This window comes from Bacillus cereus group sp. BfR-BA-01408 (genome assembly GCF_022663305.1).
GTDB classification, from domain to species: Bacteria; Bacillota; Bacilli; order Bacillales; family Bacillaceae_G; genus Bacillus_A; species Bacillus_A pacificus.
Genome location: NZ_JAKUFF010000007.1, coordinates 81,417 through 101,405, shown reverse-complemented (window position 1 = coordinate 101,405; position 19,989 = coordinate 81,417). Strand labels below are relative to the sequence as shown.

Sequence of the window (19,989 nt, the reverse complement as noted above, 5' to 3'; positions counted from 1 at the left end):
TTATATGAAAACTCGTATATTGGCATACATATGTATATTCTTTTTATATGTCAGTGCAGGTTCTTATTCTGTTTTTGCACAGGATCACTTATATGAAGAAATTCAAAAGCATGCAAAACAATATGAGATTGCACCGCAAAATGCGATGATTGATAAGATATGGAAAGCAACACCAGGATATAATGGAAGACAAGTTGATATGGAAGCATCCTATAACAATATGAAGAAATTAAAGCAGTTTGATCAAAAACATCTTGAATTCAAGGAAGTATCACCGAGTGTCCACTTAGAAGATTTATCACCAGCACCAATTTATAGAGGTCATCCGGATAAAAAGATGGTCGGGTTAACAATAAATGTGGCATGGGGAAATGAGTATTTGCCTCGTATATTAGAAATATTGAAAAAACATGATGTGAAGGCGACCTTCTTTTTAGAAGGACGTTGGGTGAAAGAAAATTTACGATTTGCAAAAATGATTGTCGATGCAAAGCAAGAAGTTGGAAATCATTCTTACACACACCCTAATATGAAAACATTATCGTCTGATGAAATAAGAGATCAGTTACAAAAAACAAATCGAATGATCGAAGCAGCTACGAATCAAAAGGTAAGATGGTTTGCACCGCCGAGTGGAAGTTTTCGGGATGAAGTCGTGAAAATTGCAGATGATTTTCAAATGGGAACGATTATGTGGACTGTTGATACAATTGATTGGAAGCGACCTGAGCCAGGTGTACTATTGCAGAGAGTAATGAGAAAAATACATCCAGGTGCTATCGTATTAATGCATCCTACTTCGTCCACAACAGAAGCATTAGATACAATGATTACAAAATTGAAGGAACAAGGATATAAAGTAGGGAATATAACAGAATTACTGGATGAAAAACGTGTGGATTAAATACATTTGCATGACATTCATCCTTAAACTTGTTATCATTAAATAATAGCACTTATTTAGAGAAACTGGCATTAGGAGGAAAGTTTTTGATTAAAAAATATACTTGTAAAAATGGTGTAAGAATAGTTATGGAGAATATACCAACTGTAAGATCGGTTGCGATTGGTATTTGGATCCATGCAGGATCAAGAAATGAAAATGAAAAAAATAACGGGATTTCTCACTTTTTAGAGCATATGTTCTTTAAAGGAACAGAAACACGTAGTGCACGTGAAATTGCAGAATCATTTGATAGCATTGGCGGACAAGTGAATGCTTTTACTTCAAAAGAATACACTTGTTACTATGCAAAAGTGCTAGATGAGCATGCTAAATATGCTCTAGATGTATTAGCAGATATGTTCTTTAATTCAACATTTGATGAAGAAGAACTGAAAAAAGAGAAGAATGTCGTATGTGAAGAAATTAAAATGTACGAAGATGCTCCAGATGATATTGTGCATGATATGTTAACGAAAGCAACATATGAAACGCATCCGCTTGGATACCCTATTTTAGGAACAGAAGAAACGCTTAATACGTTTACAGGTGATACGCTACGTCAATATATTAAGGATCATTACACACCTGAAAATGTAGTTGTATCAATTGCAGGAAATATTGATGAAGCCTTTTTACAAACAGTAGAGCAATATTTCGGTAGTTATGAAGGAACGACAAACCGTGAACAAGTACATAGCCCAATTTTCCATTTTAATAAGGTAGCACGTAAAAAGGAAACAGAACAAGCTCATTTATGTTTAGGATATAAAGGCTTACAAATGGGACACGAAGATATTTATAACTTAATTGTATTAAATAACGTTTTAGGTGGTAGTATGAGTAGCCGTTTATTCCAAGAAGTACGTGAGCAACGCGGGTTAGCTTACTCAGTATTCTCTTACCATTCTTCTTATGAAGATACAGGTATGTTAACGCTGTATGGTGGAACAGGTAGCCAACAATTAGATACACTGTATGAAACAATGCAAGAAACATTAGAAACATTAAAAAATACAGGTATTACAGAAAGAGAGCTTATGAATAGTAAAGAGCAATTAAAAGGAAACTTAATGTTAAGTTTAGAAAGTACGAATAGTCGTATGAGCCGTAATGGTAAAAATGAATTGCTACTTCGTAAGCACCGTTCACTTGATGAGATTATTGAAAGTGTAAACACGGTAACAAAAGAAAATGTAGATGAGTTAATTCGTAACATGTTTACAGATGAATTTTCTGCAGCATTAATTAGTCCAGATGGAAAACTTCCAAAAGGAATAAAACTGTAATTACCATATATGATTTAAAAATAACCGTATCTCTTTTAAATGAGATACGGTTATTTTTTGTGGGTATATAGAATAGGTACTAATTATGGATAACTTAAATGAATAATTTGGGTAGGGGGAGAGAGTATGCGATTAAGTGAACTAAGTGGGAAAGAAATTGTTAATTTAGAAAGAGCAGAAAAAATGGGGGTTTTAGGCTATGTGGATTTAGAGATTGATGAGAAGGATGGACAAATACAGGCTCTTATTATACCTGCTGGGAAATGGGGAGGTTTTAAAAAGGAACCACAAGAAATAAGAGTCGCATGGAGTCAAATAAAAAAAGTGGGTCATGATATGATTCTTTGCGATATTACAGATCGTTCAAATTCGAAGTGAAAGATGGCCATTTTGGTCATCTTTTTTGTTCATTTTACTCAGAGCAAAATCCAACATAATGTCTTTTCCTACGCCGAATTTTGAGGTGGGGCCTTCCTGCATACAAATAGGGGGATACATGATGGGTGCTTTTTGTTTTTCAATCACCTAAAACTCGTACATTACATATGATGTGGAGGAAAAAGAAAAAGTAGGCACTTTTCTTATAAATGACAGAAAAAGAAGGTGAATTAGGGAATGTTGACTGAGATGCATATTGCTGTCATAGGAGGAGATGCAAGACAGCTAGAAGTAATTCGCAAGCTCGTTGAATTGGATGCGAAACTTTCATTGATAGGGTTTGATCAGTTAGACCATGGCTTCACAGGGGCAGCAAAAGAAAGTATACAAAATTTAGATTTCACTTCTGTAGATGCAATTATTTTGCCAGTTGCAGGTACAAATGCCAAGGGAGAAGTAGATACTATTTTTTCAAATGAAAAAGTTTCTATAACGAAAGAACAAATTGAAAATACACCAGAACATTTTACTATATATTCAGGTATTGGTACGCCTTACTTGGAAAATCTCGTATCTACTACAAACCGTAAACTAATTAAATTATTTGATCGTGATGATGTGGCAATCTACAATTCTATACCAACTGTAGAAGGTACATTAATGATGGTAATTCAACATACCGACTATACAATTCATGGTTCTAATGTAATGGTTTTAGGATTTGGTAGAACAGGGATGAGCGTTGCCAGAGCATTTCAATCATTAGGAGCCCATGTCAAAGTTGGAGCAAGACGATCAGAACATATTGCACGTATTACAGAAATGATGTTTTCTCCTTTTCATATGCAGGACATTGAGAAAGAAGTAGGGGATATCGATATTGTCATTAATACAATTCCTCATCTCGTTGTGACAGCGAATGTCATTTCAAAAATGCCAGCTCATACGTTAGTAATTGATTTAGCTTCTAAACCAGGTGGTACCGACTTTAGATATGCGGAAAAAAGGGGAGTTAAAGCGCTGTTAGCACCTGGATTACCAGGTATTGTTGCTCCAAAAACAGCAGGACAAATTTTAGCGAACGTTCTTTCTCAGTTATTAGCAGAAGATGTAATCGCAAGAAAGGAGAATGGGGAATGAATTTAAAAGGGAAAAGAATAGGGTTTGGTTTTACTGGTTCACATTGTACGTACGAAGAAGTAATGCCTCATTTAGAAAAGTTAATTGCTGAGGGAGCTGAAGTGCGTCCAGTTGTTTCTTACACTGTTCAATCAACAAATACGAGATTTGGAGAAGGGGCAGAGTGGATTAAAAAGATTGAAGAAGTAACAGGTTTTAAAGCGATTAATTCAATCGTTGGCGCAGAACCGCTAGGACCTAAAATTCCACTAGATTGTATGGTAATTGCACCACTAACAGGAAATTCTATGAGTAAATTTGCTAATGCAATGACAGACTCTCCGGTATTAATGGCAGCGAAAGCGACGCTAAGAAATGGTAAGCCCGTCGTATTGGCTGTTTCGACGAATGATGCGTTGGGACTTAATGGGGTAAATCTCATGCGCCTAATGGCTACAAAAAACATCTACTTCGTCCCATTCGGTCAAGATGCACCAGAGAAAAAACCAAATTCAATGGTAGCTCGCATGGAGTTACTGGAAGATACAGTATTAGAAGCGCTGCAAGGGAAGCAATTGCAACCGGTTGTCGTAGAAAAATTCAGATATATGAATTAAAAAACGAAAAAAAACGGACAATTTTCGATGAAACCATCATTCTTACTGTAGAATATGATAAAATTAACGTTATTAAGATTAGAAGGGGTATTGTATACTCCTTCTCATTCTAAGTTATAGAAGGATTGGTATCTAGAAAGGGGCATAGTGATGGAAAAGCAAAAAACTTTTCATGTCGCTGTAGTTGGAGCAACCGGCGCAGTTGGTGAACAAATGTTAAATACTTTAGAGAAACGAGAATTTCCAATTGGGAAGTTAACGTTACTTTCATCTAAACGATCTGCAGGTAAGAAACTTGTATTTAAAGGCGAAGAATTTACAGTTCAAGAGGCAACTCCTGAAAGTTTTGAAGGAGTAGATATCGCACTATTTAGTGCTGGTGGATCTGTATCAAAACAATTAGCGCCAGAAGCAGCAAAGCGCGGTGCGATTGTTGTTGATAATACAAGTGCATTCCGTATGACAGAAAACGTGCCACTTGTTGTACCTGAAGTAAATGAAAACGACTTAAAAGAACATAACGGTATTATTGCAAATCCAAACTGTTCTACAATTCAAATGGTAGTAGCTCTTGAGCCAGTTCGTCAGCAATATGGTTTAAAACGAGTAATCGTTTCCACATATCAAGCTGTATCAGGTGCTGGTGCGGCAGCGATTGAAGAACTTCATGAACAATCACAAGCAATCTTAAATGGTGAAGAAGTAAAGGCGAATGTTTTACCTGTATCAGGTGATAAGAAACATTTCCCGATTGCTTTCAACGCGATTCCACAGATTGATAAGTTCCAAGATAATGGATTTACGTTTGAAGAAATGAAAATGATTAATGAAACGAAAAAAATTATGCATATGCCAGAATTAGAAGTAGCGGCAACATGTGTACGTTTACCAGTTGTATCAGGTCACTCTGAGTCTGTTTACATTGAAGTAGAAAAAGAGGGCGTAACAGTAGAGGAATTAAAGAACTTACTTGCAAATGCGGAAGGTATCGTTCTGCAAGATAACCCAGAAGAGCAATTATATCCAATGCCAGCTACTGCAGTAGGTAAAAACGAAGTATTCGTTGGAAGAATCCGTAAAGATTTAAATAACGATAAAGGATTCCATCTTTGGGTCGTATCTGATAACTTATTAAAAGGCGCTGCATGGAATTCTGTTCAAATTGCAGAGCGCTTAGTAAAATTACAATTAGTGTAAACGGCTAAGAGAAGGTGCAAAATATGAAAATTATTGTTCAAAAATTTGGTGGCACATCTGTACGTGATGAAAATGGACGTAAGCATGCGCTTCATCATATAAAAAAATCGCTAGATGCGGGTTATAAAGTAGTGACTGTCGTATCTGCTATGGGTCGTAAAGGTGAACCATATGCAACTGATACGTTGTTAAGTCTTGTAAATCAAGAGGAATCTCACATTTCTAATCGTGAGCAAGATTTATTATTATCATGCGGAGAATTAATCTCAGCAATCGTTTTCTCTAACATGTTAAATGAGAACGGTATAAAAGCAGCGGCATTAAATGGTGCACAAGCTGGTTTTGTAACAAATGATGATTTTACAAATGCTAAGATTATTGAAATGAATTGTGATCGTATACACGAAGAGCTAGAAAATGTAGATGTAATCGTTGTGACAGGATTCCAAGGACAAACGAAAAAAGGTGATACGACAACACTTGGACGTGGAGGTAGTGATACTTCAGCTTCAGCTTTAGGTGTTGCGCTTCATGCTGAATATATCGATATCTTCACAGATGTAGAAGGTGTGATGACTGCAGATCCTCGCATTGTAAAAGATGCACGTCACCTTCAAACTGTAACGTATAACGAAATTTGTAACATGGCATACCAAGGTGCAAAAGTCGTTCATCCACGTGCAGTTGAAATTGCGATGCATGCAAAAGTACCGCTTCGTGTACGTTCTACGTACTCTGATAGTGAAGGTACGCTTATTTCAGCATCTGACGGCGCTACAAAAGGCCGTGATGTAGAAGAACGTCCTGTTACAGGTATTGCACATGTATCAAATGTGACGCAAATTAAAGTACTTGCAAAAGAAACAGCATATGATTTGCAGCAGCATGTGTTTAAAGAAATGGCGAATGAAGGAATCAGTGTCGATTTAATTAACATTTCACCTACTGGGGTAGCTTATACGGTGAGTGATAATGTATCAAATCGTGCAGTTGAACTATTACAAAACCTTGGGTATGAGCCAATTGTGACAGAGCATTGTGCGAAAGTATCTATTGTAGGAGCTGGAATGGCAGGATACCCAGGGGTTACTGCGAAAATCGTTACAGCTTTAGCTGAAAAAGGTATTCAAATTCTGCAATCAGCAGATAGCCATACGACAATTTGGGTTCTTGTAAAAGAAACTGATTTAGTGGAGGCTGTAAATGCATTACATAGTGCGTTTGAGCTTTCAAAAGAAAAGCAACTGGAACAATAAGGAGTGAGACCATGATAGATTTTGGGACAATTGCAACCGCGATGGTAACACCGTTTGATATAAACGGCAATATCGATTTTGCAAAGACAACGAAATTGGTAAATTATTTAATTGATAACGGTACAACAGCAATCGTGGTAGGAGGAACGACAGGAGAATCTCCTACATTAACTTCAGAAGAAAAAGTAGCGTTATATCGCCATGTCGTATCTGTTGTCGATAAAAGGGTGCCCGTAATCGCTGGAACAGGTAGCAATAATACGCATGCTTCTATTGACTTAACGAAAAAAGCAACAGAGGTTGGTGTTGATGCAGTAATGCTAGTAGCACCGTATTATAACAAACCGAGTCAAGAAGGAATGTATCAGCACTTTAAAGCAATTGCTGAAAGCACGCCACTTCCGGTTATGCTATATAACGTTCCGGGACGATCTATTGTACAAATCTCCGTTGATACAGTTGTTCGTTTATCAGAAATAGAAAACATTGTTGCGATTAAAGATGCAGGCGGCGATGTGTTAACAATGACAGAAATCATTGAAAAAACAGCGGACGACTTTGCAGTATACAGCGGTGATGACGGTTTAACGTTACCAGCTATGGCAGTTGGAGCGAAAGGTATCGTTTCTGTAGCATCTCATGTTATCGGAAATGAAATGCAAGAAATGATTGCAGCGTTCCAAGCAGGTGAATTTAAGAAGGCGCAAAAATTACATCAATTACTTGTAAGAGTAACGGATTCATTATTTATGGCGCCAAGCCCAACACCAGTAAAAACAGCATTACAAATGGTTGGATTAGATGTAGGTTCTGTACGTTTACCACTTCTTCCGTTAACAGAAGAAGAAAGAGTAACGTTACAATCTGTTATGCAATCTATCCCTCGTTAATAAAAATGACCTAGTGTAGAACTAGGTCATTTTTTATTTGTATGAAAGTCTTTTCCTCTCTTTTCTTATCTTACCTATATATGTTTTTATAAGGTCATTAACTGGTTTTTCATTATATATTGCAATATGTAAAAGAAAATAATCGTAACCCTTTAAAAGAATTAAAAAGTCATAGTTATTATAGAATGAACACTTGTATAAACGTATTAAAATACCAATTCTATTTTTCGGATAAATTGCTTCAAATATGACGTAATTCATAAAAAAACTTCATTTTATAAGTTTTTTGTTCAATTCTAGAAAAATAAGTCTTGAAAATCTATATTATGAAATGAATTTAGAGTATTTATAGCTATTTCTTCAAAACGATATGGGGTACGAAATCGGAGTAAATATAAAGGACATCAGTTCGATAAGTTTGTTGGGAATGCGTTCTTTTCCTTTTTCTTTCGCACGATTTAACTTGTGTTCTATTTCTTGTATCAGGTATAATATGGCTAAGTAGCTTAGTACGGGTATGCTTAGCAAAATTGGTAAAAATTATAATTTGATTACATTTTCATATCATATCGAATAAGATATTTGATTTATATAATGAAAGAGAGGTGAAACCTGGTTTAAAAAATAAACAAGGACATGATATCGCATAACGGTAAGGACATTCGTCTTGGACGGTGAATATATGGTGGTTGTAGAGTTTCCCCTGGTGTCTCTGCAATTTTAGTGAAATCAGTGTTTGAAAGATTTTTAAACCAGGCAACAACATGAAGAGAAAAGAGAATGAGTCTGTTAAAGTATTTGCTCTTGGTGGAGTAGGTGAAATCGGGAAAAACATGTACTGTGTTGAAATTGATTCTGAAATCTTTATTGTAGATGCAGGGTTAATGTTCCCAGGAGATGAAATGTTTGGAATTGATATCGTTATTCCTGATATTACATATTTAGTAGAAAACCAAGAGCGAGTAAAAGGTTTATTTATTACTCACGGTCATGAAGATCATATTGGTGGCATTGTTTACGTACTTCGTAAATTATCAATTCCAGTGTATGCAACGAAATTAACGGTAGGACTTATACAAGAAAAACTTGGCGAAGCGGGTATGTTAGGCCGTGTAGATTTAAAAACAATCGATTCAAATTCAACAGTAGAGTTTAATACTACAACGGTGTCGTTCTTTGGAACAACACATAGTATTCCAGATTCTGTTGGTGTTTGTTTCCATACATCAAAAGGTGCAATCGTATATACGGGAGACTTTAAATTCGATCAAACTCCAATTGGAAATAGTGGAGCAGACCTTGGGAAAATGGCTCAAATCGGAAATGAAGGCGTTCTATGCTTATTATCTGATAGTACAAATGCTGAGCGTCCAGGCTATACAGGTTCTGAAAAAGAAGTTGGTGTAGAAATTTCTAAAGTGTTCTACGGCGCAGAAGGACGTATTATCGTTGCTTCATTTGCATCGAATGTACATCGTATTCAACAAGTATTTGATGCAGCTGCTGAAACAGGACGAAAAGTAGCGGTTGTAGGGCGTAGTATGGTGAAAGTGGTAGATATCGCAAGACGTCTTGGTTATTTAGATGTTCCAGAAGGTATGGTTATTTCACTACAAGAAGTAGACAATTTCCCAGAGAAAAAGGTAGCTATTTTAACGACAGGTAGCCAAGGTGAACCGATGGCAGCCCTTTCTAGAATGGCAAAGCAAGCTCATAAACAAATTTCAATTCGTAAAGGTGATACGGTTATTATCGCGGCATCTCCAATTCCAGGTAATGAAATATCTGTATCGAAAATTATTGATTTGTTATTTAGAGCGGGAGCTGAAGTTGTTTATTACGGTGAAAGAAAAGTTCACGTTTCAGGTCACGGTAGCCAAGAAGAATTAAAATTAATGTTAAATTTAATGAAACCGAAATATTTTGTACCCGTACATGGTGAGTTCCGTATGCAAAAAGCACATGCATACTTAGCTGAAGATGTAGGTATTGCAAGAGAAAATATCTTTATTGTAGAAAAAGGCGATGTAATTGGTTTTGGTGACGATGAAGCGAACTTAGTTGGCAAAGTGCAAGCTGGCAATGTGTTAATTGATGGATTAGGTGTAGGTGATGTTGGTAATATCGTTCTTCGAGATAGAAAAATGTTATCTCAAGATGGAATATTAGTAGTTGTTGTAACACTGGGTAAAGATGAAAAGAAAATTATCTCTGGTCCAGAAATCATTTCACGTGGATTTGTATATGTACGTGAATCAGAAGCGTTAATTGACCGTTCTACAGAGATTGTACGTATGATTGTTGAGCAATCAATTAAAGAATATTCAATTGAATGGTCTATGTTAAAACAAAATATTCGTGAATTATTAGGACAGTTCTTGTACGAAGAGACGAAGAGAAAACCTATGATTTTACCGATTATTATGGAAGTATAAAAAAGATCACCTTTATGGGTGATCTTTTTTCTTTTTTCACTCTATCGAATGAAATTTATAACTTAAGAAATACTAGTTATATACGAGTGAAAGGGGATGCGATATGACAGAACGTGATCGTTATACAAATGAAGAGAAAGAGGCTGAGCCGAAAGAAACTGGAAAAGAAGCTTCAATAGTGGAAAAAATTCAGCAGCTTGGACAAACGAATGTACCGCAAATGAATGAATCACGTATTCATTGTTTAACAATTGTTGGACAGGTGGAAGGTCATGTTCAGTTGCCACCGCAAAATAAAACAACGAAATATGAGCATATTATTCCGCAAATTGTTGCGATTGAACAAAATCCGAAAATTGAAGGCTTGCTTTTAGTGTTAAATACAGTTGGAGGTGACGTTGAAGCTGGGCTAGCAATTTCTGAGATGGTCGCTTCACTTTCAAAACCGACAGTATCTTTAGTTTTAGGCGGAGGGCATTCTATCGGTGTACCGATTGCCGTTTCTACAGACTATTCATTTATTGCAGAAACTGCGACGATGACAATTCATCCGATTCGTCTAACAGGTCTTGTTATAGGTGTGCCACAAACATTTGAGTATTTAGATAAAATGCAAGAAAGAGTCATTCGCTTTGTGACGAAGCATTCGAAAGTAACGGAAGATCGTTTTAAAGAGCTTATGTTTGCGAAAGGGAATTTGACGCGAGATATTGGTACGAATGTAATTGGTGGAGATGCAGTGAAGTATGGTCTTATAGATGATGTCGGTGGTATCGGAAATGCGATTCGAAAATTAAACGAATTAATAGATGGTCGCGCGGATGATCATGCAGAAGGGACAATGTTACAATGATTTTATATACAATTATGCCAGAGCAACTCGTGTATCCAGCCGATTATTCGCAATGTGAAAGTCAAAAAGTCGTAAATATAAATGGTGTTGAATTAATGGTTTCAGAAGAAGAACATGGGTATTATTCTATTGTACGCGTGTTAAGTACGGATCCGCTTCACTACTTAGAGTTTGAGCCGGGACAGAAAATAACCTTTTAGCAAAAAGAAGGATTTTGTTTAGAAGCTATGGTATAATATAAAAAACAAGACGGTTGAGCAGCCATGAGAGGGCTGCTTTCTTCTGTTTATTTAACATTTTACAAGAAGTGTAAAAATAGAAGATATAAAGACCTGAAAAAATAGAGAAAACAAACATATAAGCAGAGTTTTTTAGGAAGTTTTACTTATATGTAGATCACGAGGTGAAGAAATGGCAAAACAAAAGCAAAGAGGGACGAAGGCAAAGACAAGACGTACGATAAAGCCAACTTTGTATTATGAAATCGTCGGTTTAACTCTTTTTGCACTTTCAATCATTACGATTTTACAGCTAGGCGTTGTAGGAAAATCGTTTGTGTTATTTTTTCGCTTCTTCTTTGGTGAGTGGTACATAATTGGTGTGTTAGGTGTAATAGCTTTATCCGTTTCATTCGTTATAAAACGTGGATGGCCGAACCTTTTAAATAAACGGTTAATCGGTTTTTATTTAATAGTATTGGCGATATTAATGTTTAGTCATATTACATTATTTAACCTTCTTACGAAAGATGGAGCAGTGCAAAATACTTCTGTTATTGTAAGTACGAAAGATAATTTCTTTCTTGAAATGAAAAAAGGGCCAGATAGCGTTCATTTAGGTGGTGGCATGTTTGGTGCACTTATGTTCGCGACTTGTTACTTCTTATTTGACGAAGTAGGAGCTTATATTATTGGTATTATTTTAGTTATTCTCGGTATACTTTGTATAACAAATAAGCATATTGGAGAAGTGTTAGCTCCAGTTGGCAGAATTCTTAGAAGTCAATTTCAAGTGATGCAAGGGGACTATAAAGATTGGAGAGCCAAAAGAACGGCTGAACAAACAGAAAAGAAAAAAACAACAAGAAGCACAAGGAGCAAACGCGCTGCAGAACATGAAGAAATTATTGAGCCGATGGAAGAAATCTCAATTGATCCTCCGATTATTTCGAATTTCACTGAGAATTATCCTGTAAATGAAGAAGAGGATAAACGAATTGAAGTAGAGGAAGAAGAGTTAGTCACTTCACCGTTTATTGAAGAGGCTCCACCAGTTGAAGAGCCGAAGAAAAAGCGTGGAGAAAAAATCGTTGAATCGCTAGAGGGGGAAACACAAGCACCTCCTATGCAATTTTCAAATGTAGAAAATAAAGATTACAAGCTTCCTGCGCTTGATATATTGAAATTTCCAAAGAATAAGCAAGTTACAAATGAAAATGCGGAAATTTATGAGAATGCTCGTAAATTAGAACGTACTTTCCAAAGTTTTGGAGTGAAAGCGAAAGTAACAAAAGTACATAGAGGTCCTGCAGTTACAAAATATGAAGTGTATCCTGATATGGGAGTAAAGGTAAGCAAAATCGTCGGTTTAAGTGATGATTTAGCACTTGCGTTAGCGGCGAAAGACATTCGTATTGAAGCGCCTATTCCCGGGAAATCAGCTGTAGGAATTGAAGTTCCGAACTCAGAAGTCTCTATGGTAACGCTTAGAGAAGTTCTTGATTCTAAAGCTAACAATCATCCGGAAGAGAAGTTGTTAATAGGTCTTGGACGAGATATTACAGGTGAAGCTGTATTAGCCCGTTTAAATAAAATGCCCCATTTGCTAGTGGCAGGTGCGACAGGTAGCGGGAAAAGTGTATGTATTAACGGTATTATTGTTAGTATTTTAATGCGTGCAAAACCACATGAAGTAAAATTAATGATGATTGATCCGAAAATGGTAGAGTTAAATGTATATAACGGTGTGCCTCATTTGTTAACACCAGTTGTAACGGATCCGAAAAAGGCATCGCAAGCATTGAAAAAAGTTGTGAGTGAAATGGAGCGCCGTTATGAATTATTTGCTCATAGTGGCACGCGAAATATTGAAGGATATAATGACTATATAAAAGAGCATAATAATCAATCAGAAGCGAAACAACCCGAATTACCTTATATTGTCGTAATTGTGGACGAGTTAGCAGATTTAATGATGGTTGCTTCATCGGATGTAGAGGATGCGATTATGCGTCTAGCGCAAATGGCTCGTGCTGCCGGTATTCATTTAATTATTGCAACGCAGCGTCCGTCAGTTGATGTCATTACGGGAGTTATTAAAGCAAATATTCCATCACGTATTGCATTCGCTGTATCTTCTCAAACAGACTCTCGTACAATTCTTGACGGCGGTGGTGCAGAGAAACTGCTAGGTCGTGGAGATATGCTATTTATACCAATTGGTGCATCGAAGCCCGTACGTGTACAAGGTGCGTTTTTATCAGATGATGAAGTTGAGAGAGTTGTAGAATATGTTATTGGTCAACAAAAAGCGCAATATCAAGAAGATATGATTCCGCAAGATGTTCCTGATACGAAGCAGGAAGTAGAAGATGAATTATATGATGAAGCAGTTCAGCTCGTAGTGGAAATGCAAACAGCATCGGTTTCTATGTTGCAACGTAGGTTTAGAGTTGGTTATACACGTGCTGCCCGTTTAATTGATGCAATGGAAATGAATGGTGTAGTAGGTCCGTATGAAGGTAGTAAACCACGTGAAGTGCTCATTAATGATGTACAAGAAAAAAGTTCATAAAAAAAGCCTAATTGTTTTTACAATTAGGCTTTTTTATATGCTGGTTTTGTTATATACTATATTCAGCAATAAAGAAAGGGCTTACATTTAAGGCGATTCTTTAGAATACGAATACTTTGGTGTGGTTTTTTGTGAACGTTCGATATTTAATGTGGAAAATTGTTAAATTTTGTTGACACGTATGGGAGCAAGTGGTAAGATTACTTCGAAAAGAATCACTGCCTCATATAATCTTGGAGATAAGGTCCATAAGTTTCTACCTGGCAACCATGAATTGCTAGACTATGAGGGGAAAAGTGTGTAACAAAGGATGTAAGAGATCTTTGTGCCGAACTTTTTCTCGCTATGAGGAATGTTTGTGGTGCAAAGTTTTTTTTATGCAGTAAAGAGTGAAAATTTCATCTTAAAAAATTATTAATATTTATTCGACAATTATGCCTGTTTTTAGTATTTAGCAATTTTTATTATGTTGTAAGTTGAAAAAAGAGAAAAGAAGTCTTACATCAGAGGTCGAATAATTGAAATGCGGGGGAGTCTTATGTCAGTAAAATCCGATAGTCGTCACCTATATTTACGGGTGATTGATCACATCAAAGAAAAAATTAAAGATGGGGCTTACAAAGAAAGACAAAAGTTACCATCAGAGTTTGATTTAGCGAAAGAACTTGGCGTAAGTAGAGCGACTTTAAGGGAAGCGCTGCGTATTTTAGAAGAAGAAAATGTTGTCATTCGCAGACATGGTGTAGGAACATTTGTAAATGCAAAGCCGTTATTTTCTTCTGGGATTGAACAACTTTCTAGTATTACAGATATGATTTCTAGTGTGGGGAAAACACCAGGAACTATCTTTTTATCATCATCTACAACAAGTTTAACAGAAGAAGAAAAAGAGAAGTTTAATAGTGAAGATGGTTTTAATGCAGTGATGATTGAGCGTGTGCGTACAGCAGATGGGGAACCTGTTGTATATTGTATCGATAAACTTGCAAAAGAGATATTGCCAGATTTATCGGGATACAACGAAGAATCATTGCTTACAGTGATACATAACAATACGCACAAACGTATCACATACGCAGTTGCTCACATTGAGCCGATTGGCTATCATCCGAAAATCTCACCGATTTTGGAATGTGAACCGGAAACGGCACTGCTAGTGTTAAAACAAATGCACTATGATCAAAATGATGAGCCAATCTTATATTCTATCAATTACTTTAGAGCTGACAAGTTTAGCTTCCACGTATTAAGAAAACGTATGTAGGTGAGTTCCTTTTTAGGGAGGTGACAGCAAGAAGTTAGGGACAGCGGCGTATAAAAAAATAGACAAATCATTTCAGGAGGGGTTTCTAGTATGAAGAAAAAAACAGGTCTTTTATTATCATTAACATTAGCAGCAAGTGCGGTGTTAGGTGCATGTGGTAACTCGGATAAAGCGAGTAGCGACAAAAAAGAGTTTAAGGTTGGTATGGTTACAGATGTTGGGGGCGTTGATGACAAATCATTTAACCAATCAGCTTGGGAAGGTTTAACGAAGTTCGGTAAAGACAATGACTTAAAGAAAAATGAAGGATATCGTTATCTTCAATCTAGTAAAGATGCGGATTATATCCCGAATTTAACGAAATTTGCGAAAGATCATTATAACACAACATTTGGTATTGGTTACTTAATGGAAAAATCAATTGCAAAGGTAGCTGAACAATATCCAAAAGAGCAATTTGCGATTGTAGATACAGTTGTAGAGAAGCCGAACGTAACAAGTATTACATTTAAAGACCATGAAGGTTCATTCCTAGTTGGTGCTGTAGCAGCGATGACGACAAAATCAAATAAAGTTGGGTTTGTTGGTGGTGTAAAAAGCCCATTAATTACAAAATTTGAATCAGGCTTTAAAGCTGGTGCAAAAGCAGTAAATCCAAATATCGAAATCGTATCACAATATGCTGATGCGTTTGATAAACCAGAAAAAGGCTCTGTATTAGCTTCAGCAATGTACGGTGGTGGAGTTGACGTAATTTACCATGCTTCAGGTGCAACTGGTAACGGTGTATTCACAGAAGCGAAAAACCGTAAGAAAAAAGGTGAAAACGTTTGGGTAATCGGTGTTGACCGTGACCAAAATCAAGAAGGTATGCCTGAAAACGTAACTTTAACATCAATGGTAAAACGTGTTGATATTGCAGTAGCAAAAGTAGCACAAGAAGCGAAAGATGGTAAATTAAAAGGCGGTAAAGTAGAAGAATTCGGATTAAAAGATGACGGTGTTGGTATTGCGAAAACTACTGACAATGTGAAAAAAGTAAATCCAGAAATCTTAACAAAAGTAGAAGAGTTTGAGAAGAAAATCACTGACGGTGAAATTAAAGTCCCTGCAACTGACGAAGAATATAAAACATATGAAGCTTCTCTAAAGAAATAATAATAGAGAAATAGCAAAGGTTAGTTCGTAGAACTAACCTTTGCATATATATAAATACTTTTAATAGAGTGTAATTAGGGAGTGTTCCCTGCTAAAAGGAGGAACAAAATGGAATACGTAATTGAGATGAACAATATTACAAAAGTATTCCCAGGCATTGTAGCGAATGATGATATTACGCTGCAAGTAAAACAGGGAGAAATACATGCTTTACTTGGAGAAAATGGTGCAGGGAAATCCACATTGATGAATGTACTATTTGGTTTGTACCAACCAGAACAAGGTGAAATTAAAATTAAAGGAAAACCTGTAAAAATTACAAATCCGAATATAGCAAATGACCTTGGTATTGGGATGGTCCATCAGCATTTTATGCTTGTTCATAATTTTACAGTTACAGAGAATATTATTCTTGGAAATGAGCCGAAGAAAAACGGGAAAATTGCTGTTGAAGAGGCGGCAAAAGAAATTAAGCAATTATCTGAACAGTATGGTTTGGCTGTTGATCCACATGCGAAAATTGAAGATATTTCTGTTGGGATGCAGCAAAGGGTTGAAATATTAAAGACTCTTTATCGTGGTGCTGAGATTTTAATATTTGATGAGCCAACCGCGGTGTTAACTCCTCAAGAAATTCATGAGTTGATTCAAATTATGAAAAAGCTTGTGCAAGAGGGGAAATCTATTATCCTTATTACACATAAGTTGAAAGAAATTATGGAAGTTTGCGATCGTTGTACAATTATTCGTAAAGGTAAGGGGATTGGTACTGTTGATGTAGCGGAAACGGATGAGCATAAACTTGCAGAGTTAATGGTCGGACGTCAAGTGAATTTTAAAACAGAAAAAATAGAAGCTAAACCAATGGAAGAAGTACTATCTATTGCAAACCTAATTGTTCATGATACGCGCAAGTTACCTGCTGTAAAAGGCCTTGACTTAACTGTTCGTGCAGGAGAAATCGTTGGGATTGCAGGGATTGATGGAAATGGTCAAAGTGAATTAATAGAGGCGATTACTGGTTTACGAAAAGTTGAGTCAGGTTCTATTGCAATTAAAGGAAAAGAAATAACGAATTGGCCTGTTCGAAGAATAACAGAAGAGGGGATTGGTCATATTCCTGAAGACCGTCATAAACACGGACTTGTTCTCGATTTTTCTGTTCGGGACAATATTGTTTTACAAACATACTATAAAAATCCATTTTCAAAGAAAGGGATTTTAAATTTTAGTAAAATTACAGAAAAAGCGAAAGCACTTATTGAACAGTTTGATGTACGTACACCTAGTGAACAAACGTTAGCTCGCGCTCTATCTGGTGGAAACCAACAAAAGGCAATTATTGCACGTGAGGTAGATCGTAATCCAGATTTATTAATTGCAGCACAGCCAACACGTGGTTTAGATGTAGGTGCGATTGAATTTATTCATAAAAAATTAATTGAGCAGAGAGATAATGGTAAGGCAGTATTACTTTTATCTTTAGAGCTGGATGAAATTTTAAATGTAAGCGATCGAGTGGCTGTTATATATGAAGGGAAAATTGTAGCGATTGTCGATGCGAAAGAAACAAATGAACAACAGCTTGGATTATTAATGGCCGGCGGGACAGGGAAAGAGAAGGTGAACACAAATGGCTAAAAAATTTTTAACAGAACGAACAATTAATATTTTAGTACCTGTGTTATCCGTAGTTTTCGGTTTACTTGTTGGTGCCATTGTAATGTTAGTTAGTGGATATGATCCAATTGTTGGATATGCCGCGCTTTGGGAAGGGATGGTTGGCAATCCACAAGCTATCGGTGAGACGTTGCGTACAATGATTCCGCTTGTATTAGCTGGTCTTTCAGTAGCATTTGCATTTCGTACAGGTCTTTTCAATATTGGAGTGGAAGGACAATTATTAGTTGGGTGGCTTGCTGCTGTTTGGTTTGGATATGCAGTGTCGTTACCAGCAATTTTGCATATTCCGTTATCTATTTTAGTGGCAGCAATTGTCGGCGGTTTATGGGGTTTTATACCTGGATATTTAAAAGGGAAACTTAAAGTAAATGAAGTAATTGTTACAATTATGATGAACTACATTGCACTTTATGTTACCTATGATCTTATTAAACGTTTTATCCACGAAGGTAATGAAAAATCTTATGACGTACAAGCAAGTGCTTCGTTAGCTTCTGATTGGTTATCTTCATTGACAGATGGATCTCGTTTACACTGGGGAATTGTTGTGGCTATTATCATTGCGATTGTAATGTGGTTCTTATTAGATAGAACAACGTTAGGGTATGAATTAAAATCGGTTGGTTTTAACCAAAATGCCTCTCAATACGCAGGAATGAAAGTATCGCGTAATGTTGTATTATCAATGACAATTGCTGGTGCTTTTGCAGGAATTGGTGGAGCTATGGAAGGATTAGGGACATTCCAAAGTATGACAGCAATGTCTTCGTTTACTGGTATTGGATTTGATGGGATTGCGGTAGCACTTTTAGGCGGAAATAATCCATTTGGTATACTATTAGCAGCTTTACTGTTTGGTGGTTTGAAAAGTGCAGCACCACAAATGAATTTCGAAGCAGATGTACCTTCGGAGTTAATTAACGTTATTATTGCATGTATTATTTTCTTTGTAGCGTGCAGTTATGTTTTACGCTGGGCACTTACACGCATGAGCAAGGAGGGGAAATAAATGAGCTTTTTAGATATTTTAGCCATTCTTGTGACGGGTACGTTATATACGGCAGCGCCACTTATTTTTACGGCGTTAGGTGGAGTGTTCAGTGAACGTTCTGGAGTTGTAAATATAGCGTTAGAAGGTTTAATGTTATTTGGTGCATTTATTGGTATTGTTACAACGTTATTAATGGGTGATACGTGGGGATCGATGACTCCTTGGATTGCATTATTATTTGCAGCAATTGGTAGTGGATTGTTTGCACTTCTTCACGCAGTAGCATCCATTACATTCCGTGCAGATCAAGTAGTAAGCGGAGTAGCAATTAACTTCTTAGCACTTGGTTTAACAGTATTTGCGATTAAGAAAATCTTTGGCAAAGGACAAACTGATTTCATTCAATACCGCATTGAAAAAATCGATGTTCCGGGTCTTTCGGATATTCCGGTAATCGGAAAAATCTTTTTCTCTAATGTACCGTTAACATCATATATTGCTATTATTTTAGCGTTTGTCGTTTGGTATATCATTTATAAAACGCCGTTCGGTCTTCGTCTTCGTGCGGTTGGTGAGCATCCAATGGCAGCGGATACGATGGGGATTAACGTATATAAAATGCGTTATATTGCAGTTGCTATATCTGGAATGTTTGCAGGAGTTGGTGGAGCGGTCTTCGCTATGTCGATTTCTGGTAACTTCTCAGGTGCTACAATTACTGGACAAGGTTTCTTAGCGTTAGCAGCAATGATTTTCGGTAAATGGAATCCACTCGGTGCTCTTGGAGCGGCTCTGTTCTTCGGATTTGCTCAATCATTAGGAATAACAGGTGGTACAATTCCAGTACTAAAAGAAATTCCAAGTGTATTCTTAACGATATTACCGTATGTATTCACAATATTAGCGCTTGTTGGTTTTGTAGGTCGTTCTGAAGCTCCGAAAGCATTAGGAACTCCTTATGAAAAAGGAAAACGATAAGTATAAAAAAAGCTCGCACATTAGTGCGGGCTTTTTTACATAGACTATATTTAATACGGAATTTTACTATGTTCCTTACATATTACAGTTTTTAGAAAGGGCCTAATGTAAGTATAGTGAGGAAGAAAAGTTGATTTTTTATTTC

Annotated in this window: 17 protein-coding genes and 1 riboswitch; all 17 genes read left to right on the top strand. The window is 36.5% G+C overall.

Going from position 1 to position 19,989, the window contains the following annotated elements; all coding sequences use genetic code 11:
• Positions 1-4 precede the first annotated feature (4 nt).
• Positions 5-904, top strand: a complete 900-nt coding sequence (locus MR083_RS06275) for a polysaccharide deacetylase family protein (protein ID WP_000857420.1) — start codon at positions 5-7, stop codon at positions 902-904.
• A gap of 86 nt (positions 905-990) precedes the next feature.
• Complete coding sequence (locus MR083_RS06270) at positions 991-2,232, top strand: M16 family metallopeptidase (RefSeq protein WP_000592997.1); 1,242 nt, start codon at positions 991-993, stop codon at positions 2,230-2,232.
• Between the two features lie 126 nt (positions 2,233-2,358).
• The gene (locus MR083_RS06265; protein ID WP_001239750.1) at positions 2,359-2,610 is read left to right on the top strand and encodes a YlmC/YmxH family sporulation protein; all 252 of its coding nucleotides are present in this window, start codon (positions 2,359-2,361) and stop codon (positions 2,608-2,610) included.
• A 237-nt stretch (positions 2,611-2,847) separates the two neighbouring features.
• Positions 2,848-3,750, top strand: a complete 903-nt coding sequence (gene dpaA, locus MR083_RS06260) for a dipicolinic acid synthetase subunit A (RefSeq protein ID WP_000954733.1) — start codon at positions 2,848-2,850, stop codon at positions 3,748-3,750.
• Positions 3,747-4,346: a dipicolinate synthase subunit B gene (gene dpaB / locus MR083_RS06255; protein ID WP_001049480.1), complete on the top strand. Its 600-nt coding sequence runs from the start codon at positions 3,747-3,749 to the stop codon at positions 4,344-4,346. Before dpaA ends, dpaB begins: the two co-directional genes overlap by 4 nt.
• 150 nt (positions 4,347-4,496) lie before the next feature.
• Positions 4,497-5,543: an aspartate-semialdehyde dehydrogenase gene (asd, locus tag MR083_RS06250; protein ID WP_000414848.1), complete on the top strand. Its 1,047-nt coding sequence runs from the start codon at positions 4,497-4,499 to the stop codon at positions 5,541-5,543.
• 23 nt (positions 5,544-5,566) lie between these two features.
• Positions 5,567-6,799, top strand: coding sequence for an aspartate kinase (gene dapG, locus MR083_RS06245; RefSeq protein WP_000692473.1), 1,233 nt, complete (start codon positions 5,567-5,569; stop codon positions 6,797-6,799).
• 11 nt (positions 6,800-6,810) lie between these two features.
• Positions 6,811-7,689, top strand: coding sequence for a 4-hydroxy-tetrahydrodipicolinate synthase (dapA, locus tag MR083_RS06240; RefSeq protein ID WP_000564761.1), 879 nt, complete (start codon positions 6,811-6,813; stop codon positions 7,687-7,689).
• Between the two features lie 764 nt (positions 7,690-8,453).
• The gene (locus MR083_RS06235) at positions 8,454-10,124 is read left to right on the top strand and encodes a ribonuclease J (RefSeq protein ID WP_000823085.1); all 1,671 of its coding nucleotides are present in this window, start codon (positions 8,454-8,456) and stop codon (positions 10,122-10,124) included.
• A 103-nt stretch (positions 10,125-10,227) separates the two neighbouring features.
• Positions 10,228-10,977, top strand: a complete 750-nt coding sequence (gene tepA / locus MR083_RS06230; RefSeq protein ID WP_000139814.1) for a translocation-enhancing protein TepA — start codon at positions 10,228-10,230, stop codon at positions 10,975-10,977.
• Complete coding sequence (locus tag MR083_RS06225) at positions 10,974-11,177, top strand: YlzJ-like family protein (RefSeq protein WP_000605027.1); 204 nt, start codon at positions 10,974-10,976, stop codon at positions 11,175-11,177. The genes tepA and MR083_RS06225 overlap by 4 nt, the downstream gene beginning before the upstream one ends.
• Before the next feature lie 211 nt (positions 11,178-11,388).
• Entirely contained in the window at positions 11,389-13,770 is a 2,382-nt protein-coding gene (locus MR083_RS06220; protein ID WP_001118801.1) for a DNA translocase FtsK, read from the top strand.
• A 203-nt stretch (positions 13,771-13,973) separates the two neighbouring features.
• Positions 13,974-14,075: riboswitch (purine riboswitch) on the top strand.
• 233 nt (positions 14,076-14,308) lie between these two features.
• The gene (locus tag MR083_RS06215) at positions 14,309-15,034 is read left to right on the top strand and encodes a GntR family transcriptional regulator (protein WP_000114176.1); all 726 of its coding nucleotides are present in this window, start codon (positions 14,309-14,311) and stop codon (positions 15,032-15,034) included.
• A 90-nt stretch (positions 15,035-15,124) separates the two neighbouring features.
• The gene (locus MR083_RS06210; RefSeq protein ID WP_000730592.1) at positions 15,125-16,192 is read left to right on the top strand and encodes a BMP family lipoprotein; all 1,068 of its coding nucleotides are present in this window, start codon (positions 15,125-15,127) and stop codon (positions 16,190-16,192) included.
• Between the two features lie 108 nt (positions 16,193-16,300).
• Positions 16,301-17,833, top strand: a complete 1,533-nt coding sequence (locus tag MR083_RS06205; protein WP_000456919.1) for an ABC transporter ATP-binding protein — start codon at positions 16,301-16,303, stop codon at positions 17,831-17,833.
• Complete coding sequence (locus MR083_RS06200; RefSeq protein ID WP_001074499.1) at positions 17,826-18,884, top strand: ABC transporter permease; 1,059 nt, start codon at positions 17,826-17,828, stop codon at positions 18,882-18,884. The genes MR083_RS06205 and MR083_RS06200 overlap by 8 nt, the downstream gene beginning before the upstream one ends.
• Positions 18,885-19,844 carry an ABC transporter permease gene (locus MR083_RS06195; RefSeq protein ID WP_000008842.1) on the top strand — a complete coding sequence of 320 codons (960 nt, stop codon included), beginning with the start codon at positions 18,885-18,887 and terminating at the stop codon, positions 19,842-19,844.
• The last annotated feature ends 145 nt before the right edge of the window (positions 19,845-19,989 follow it).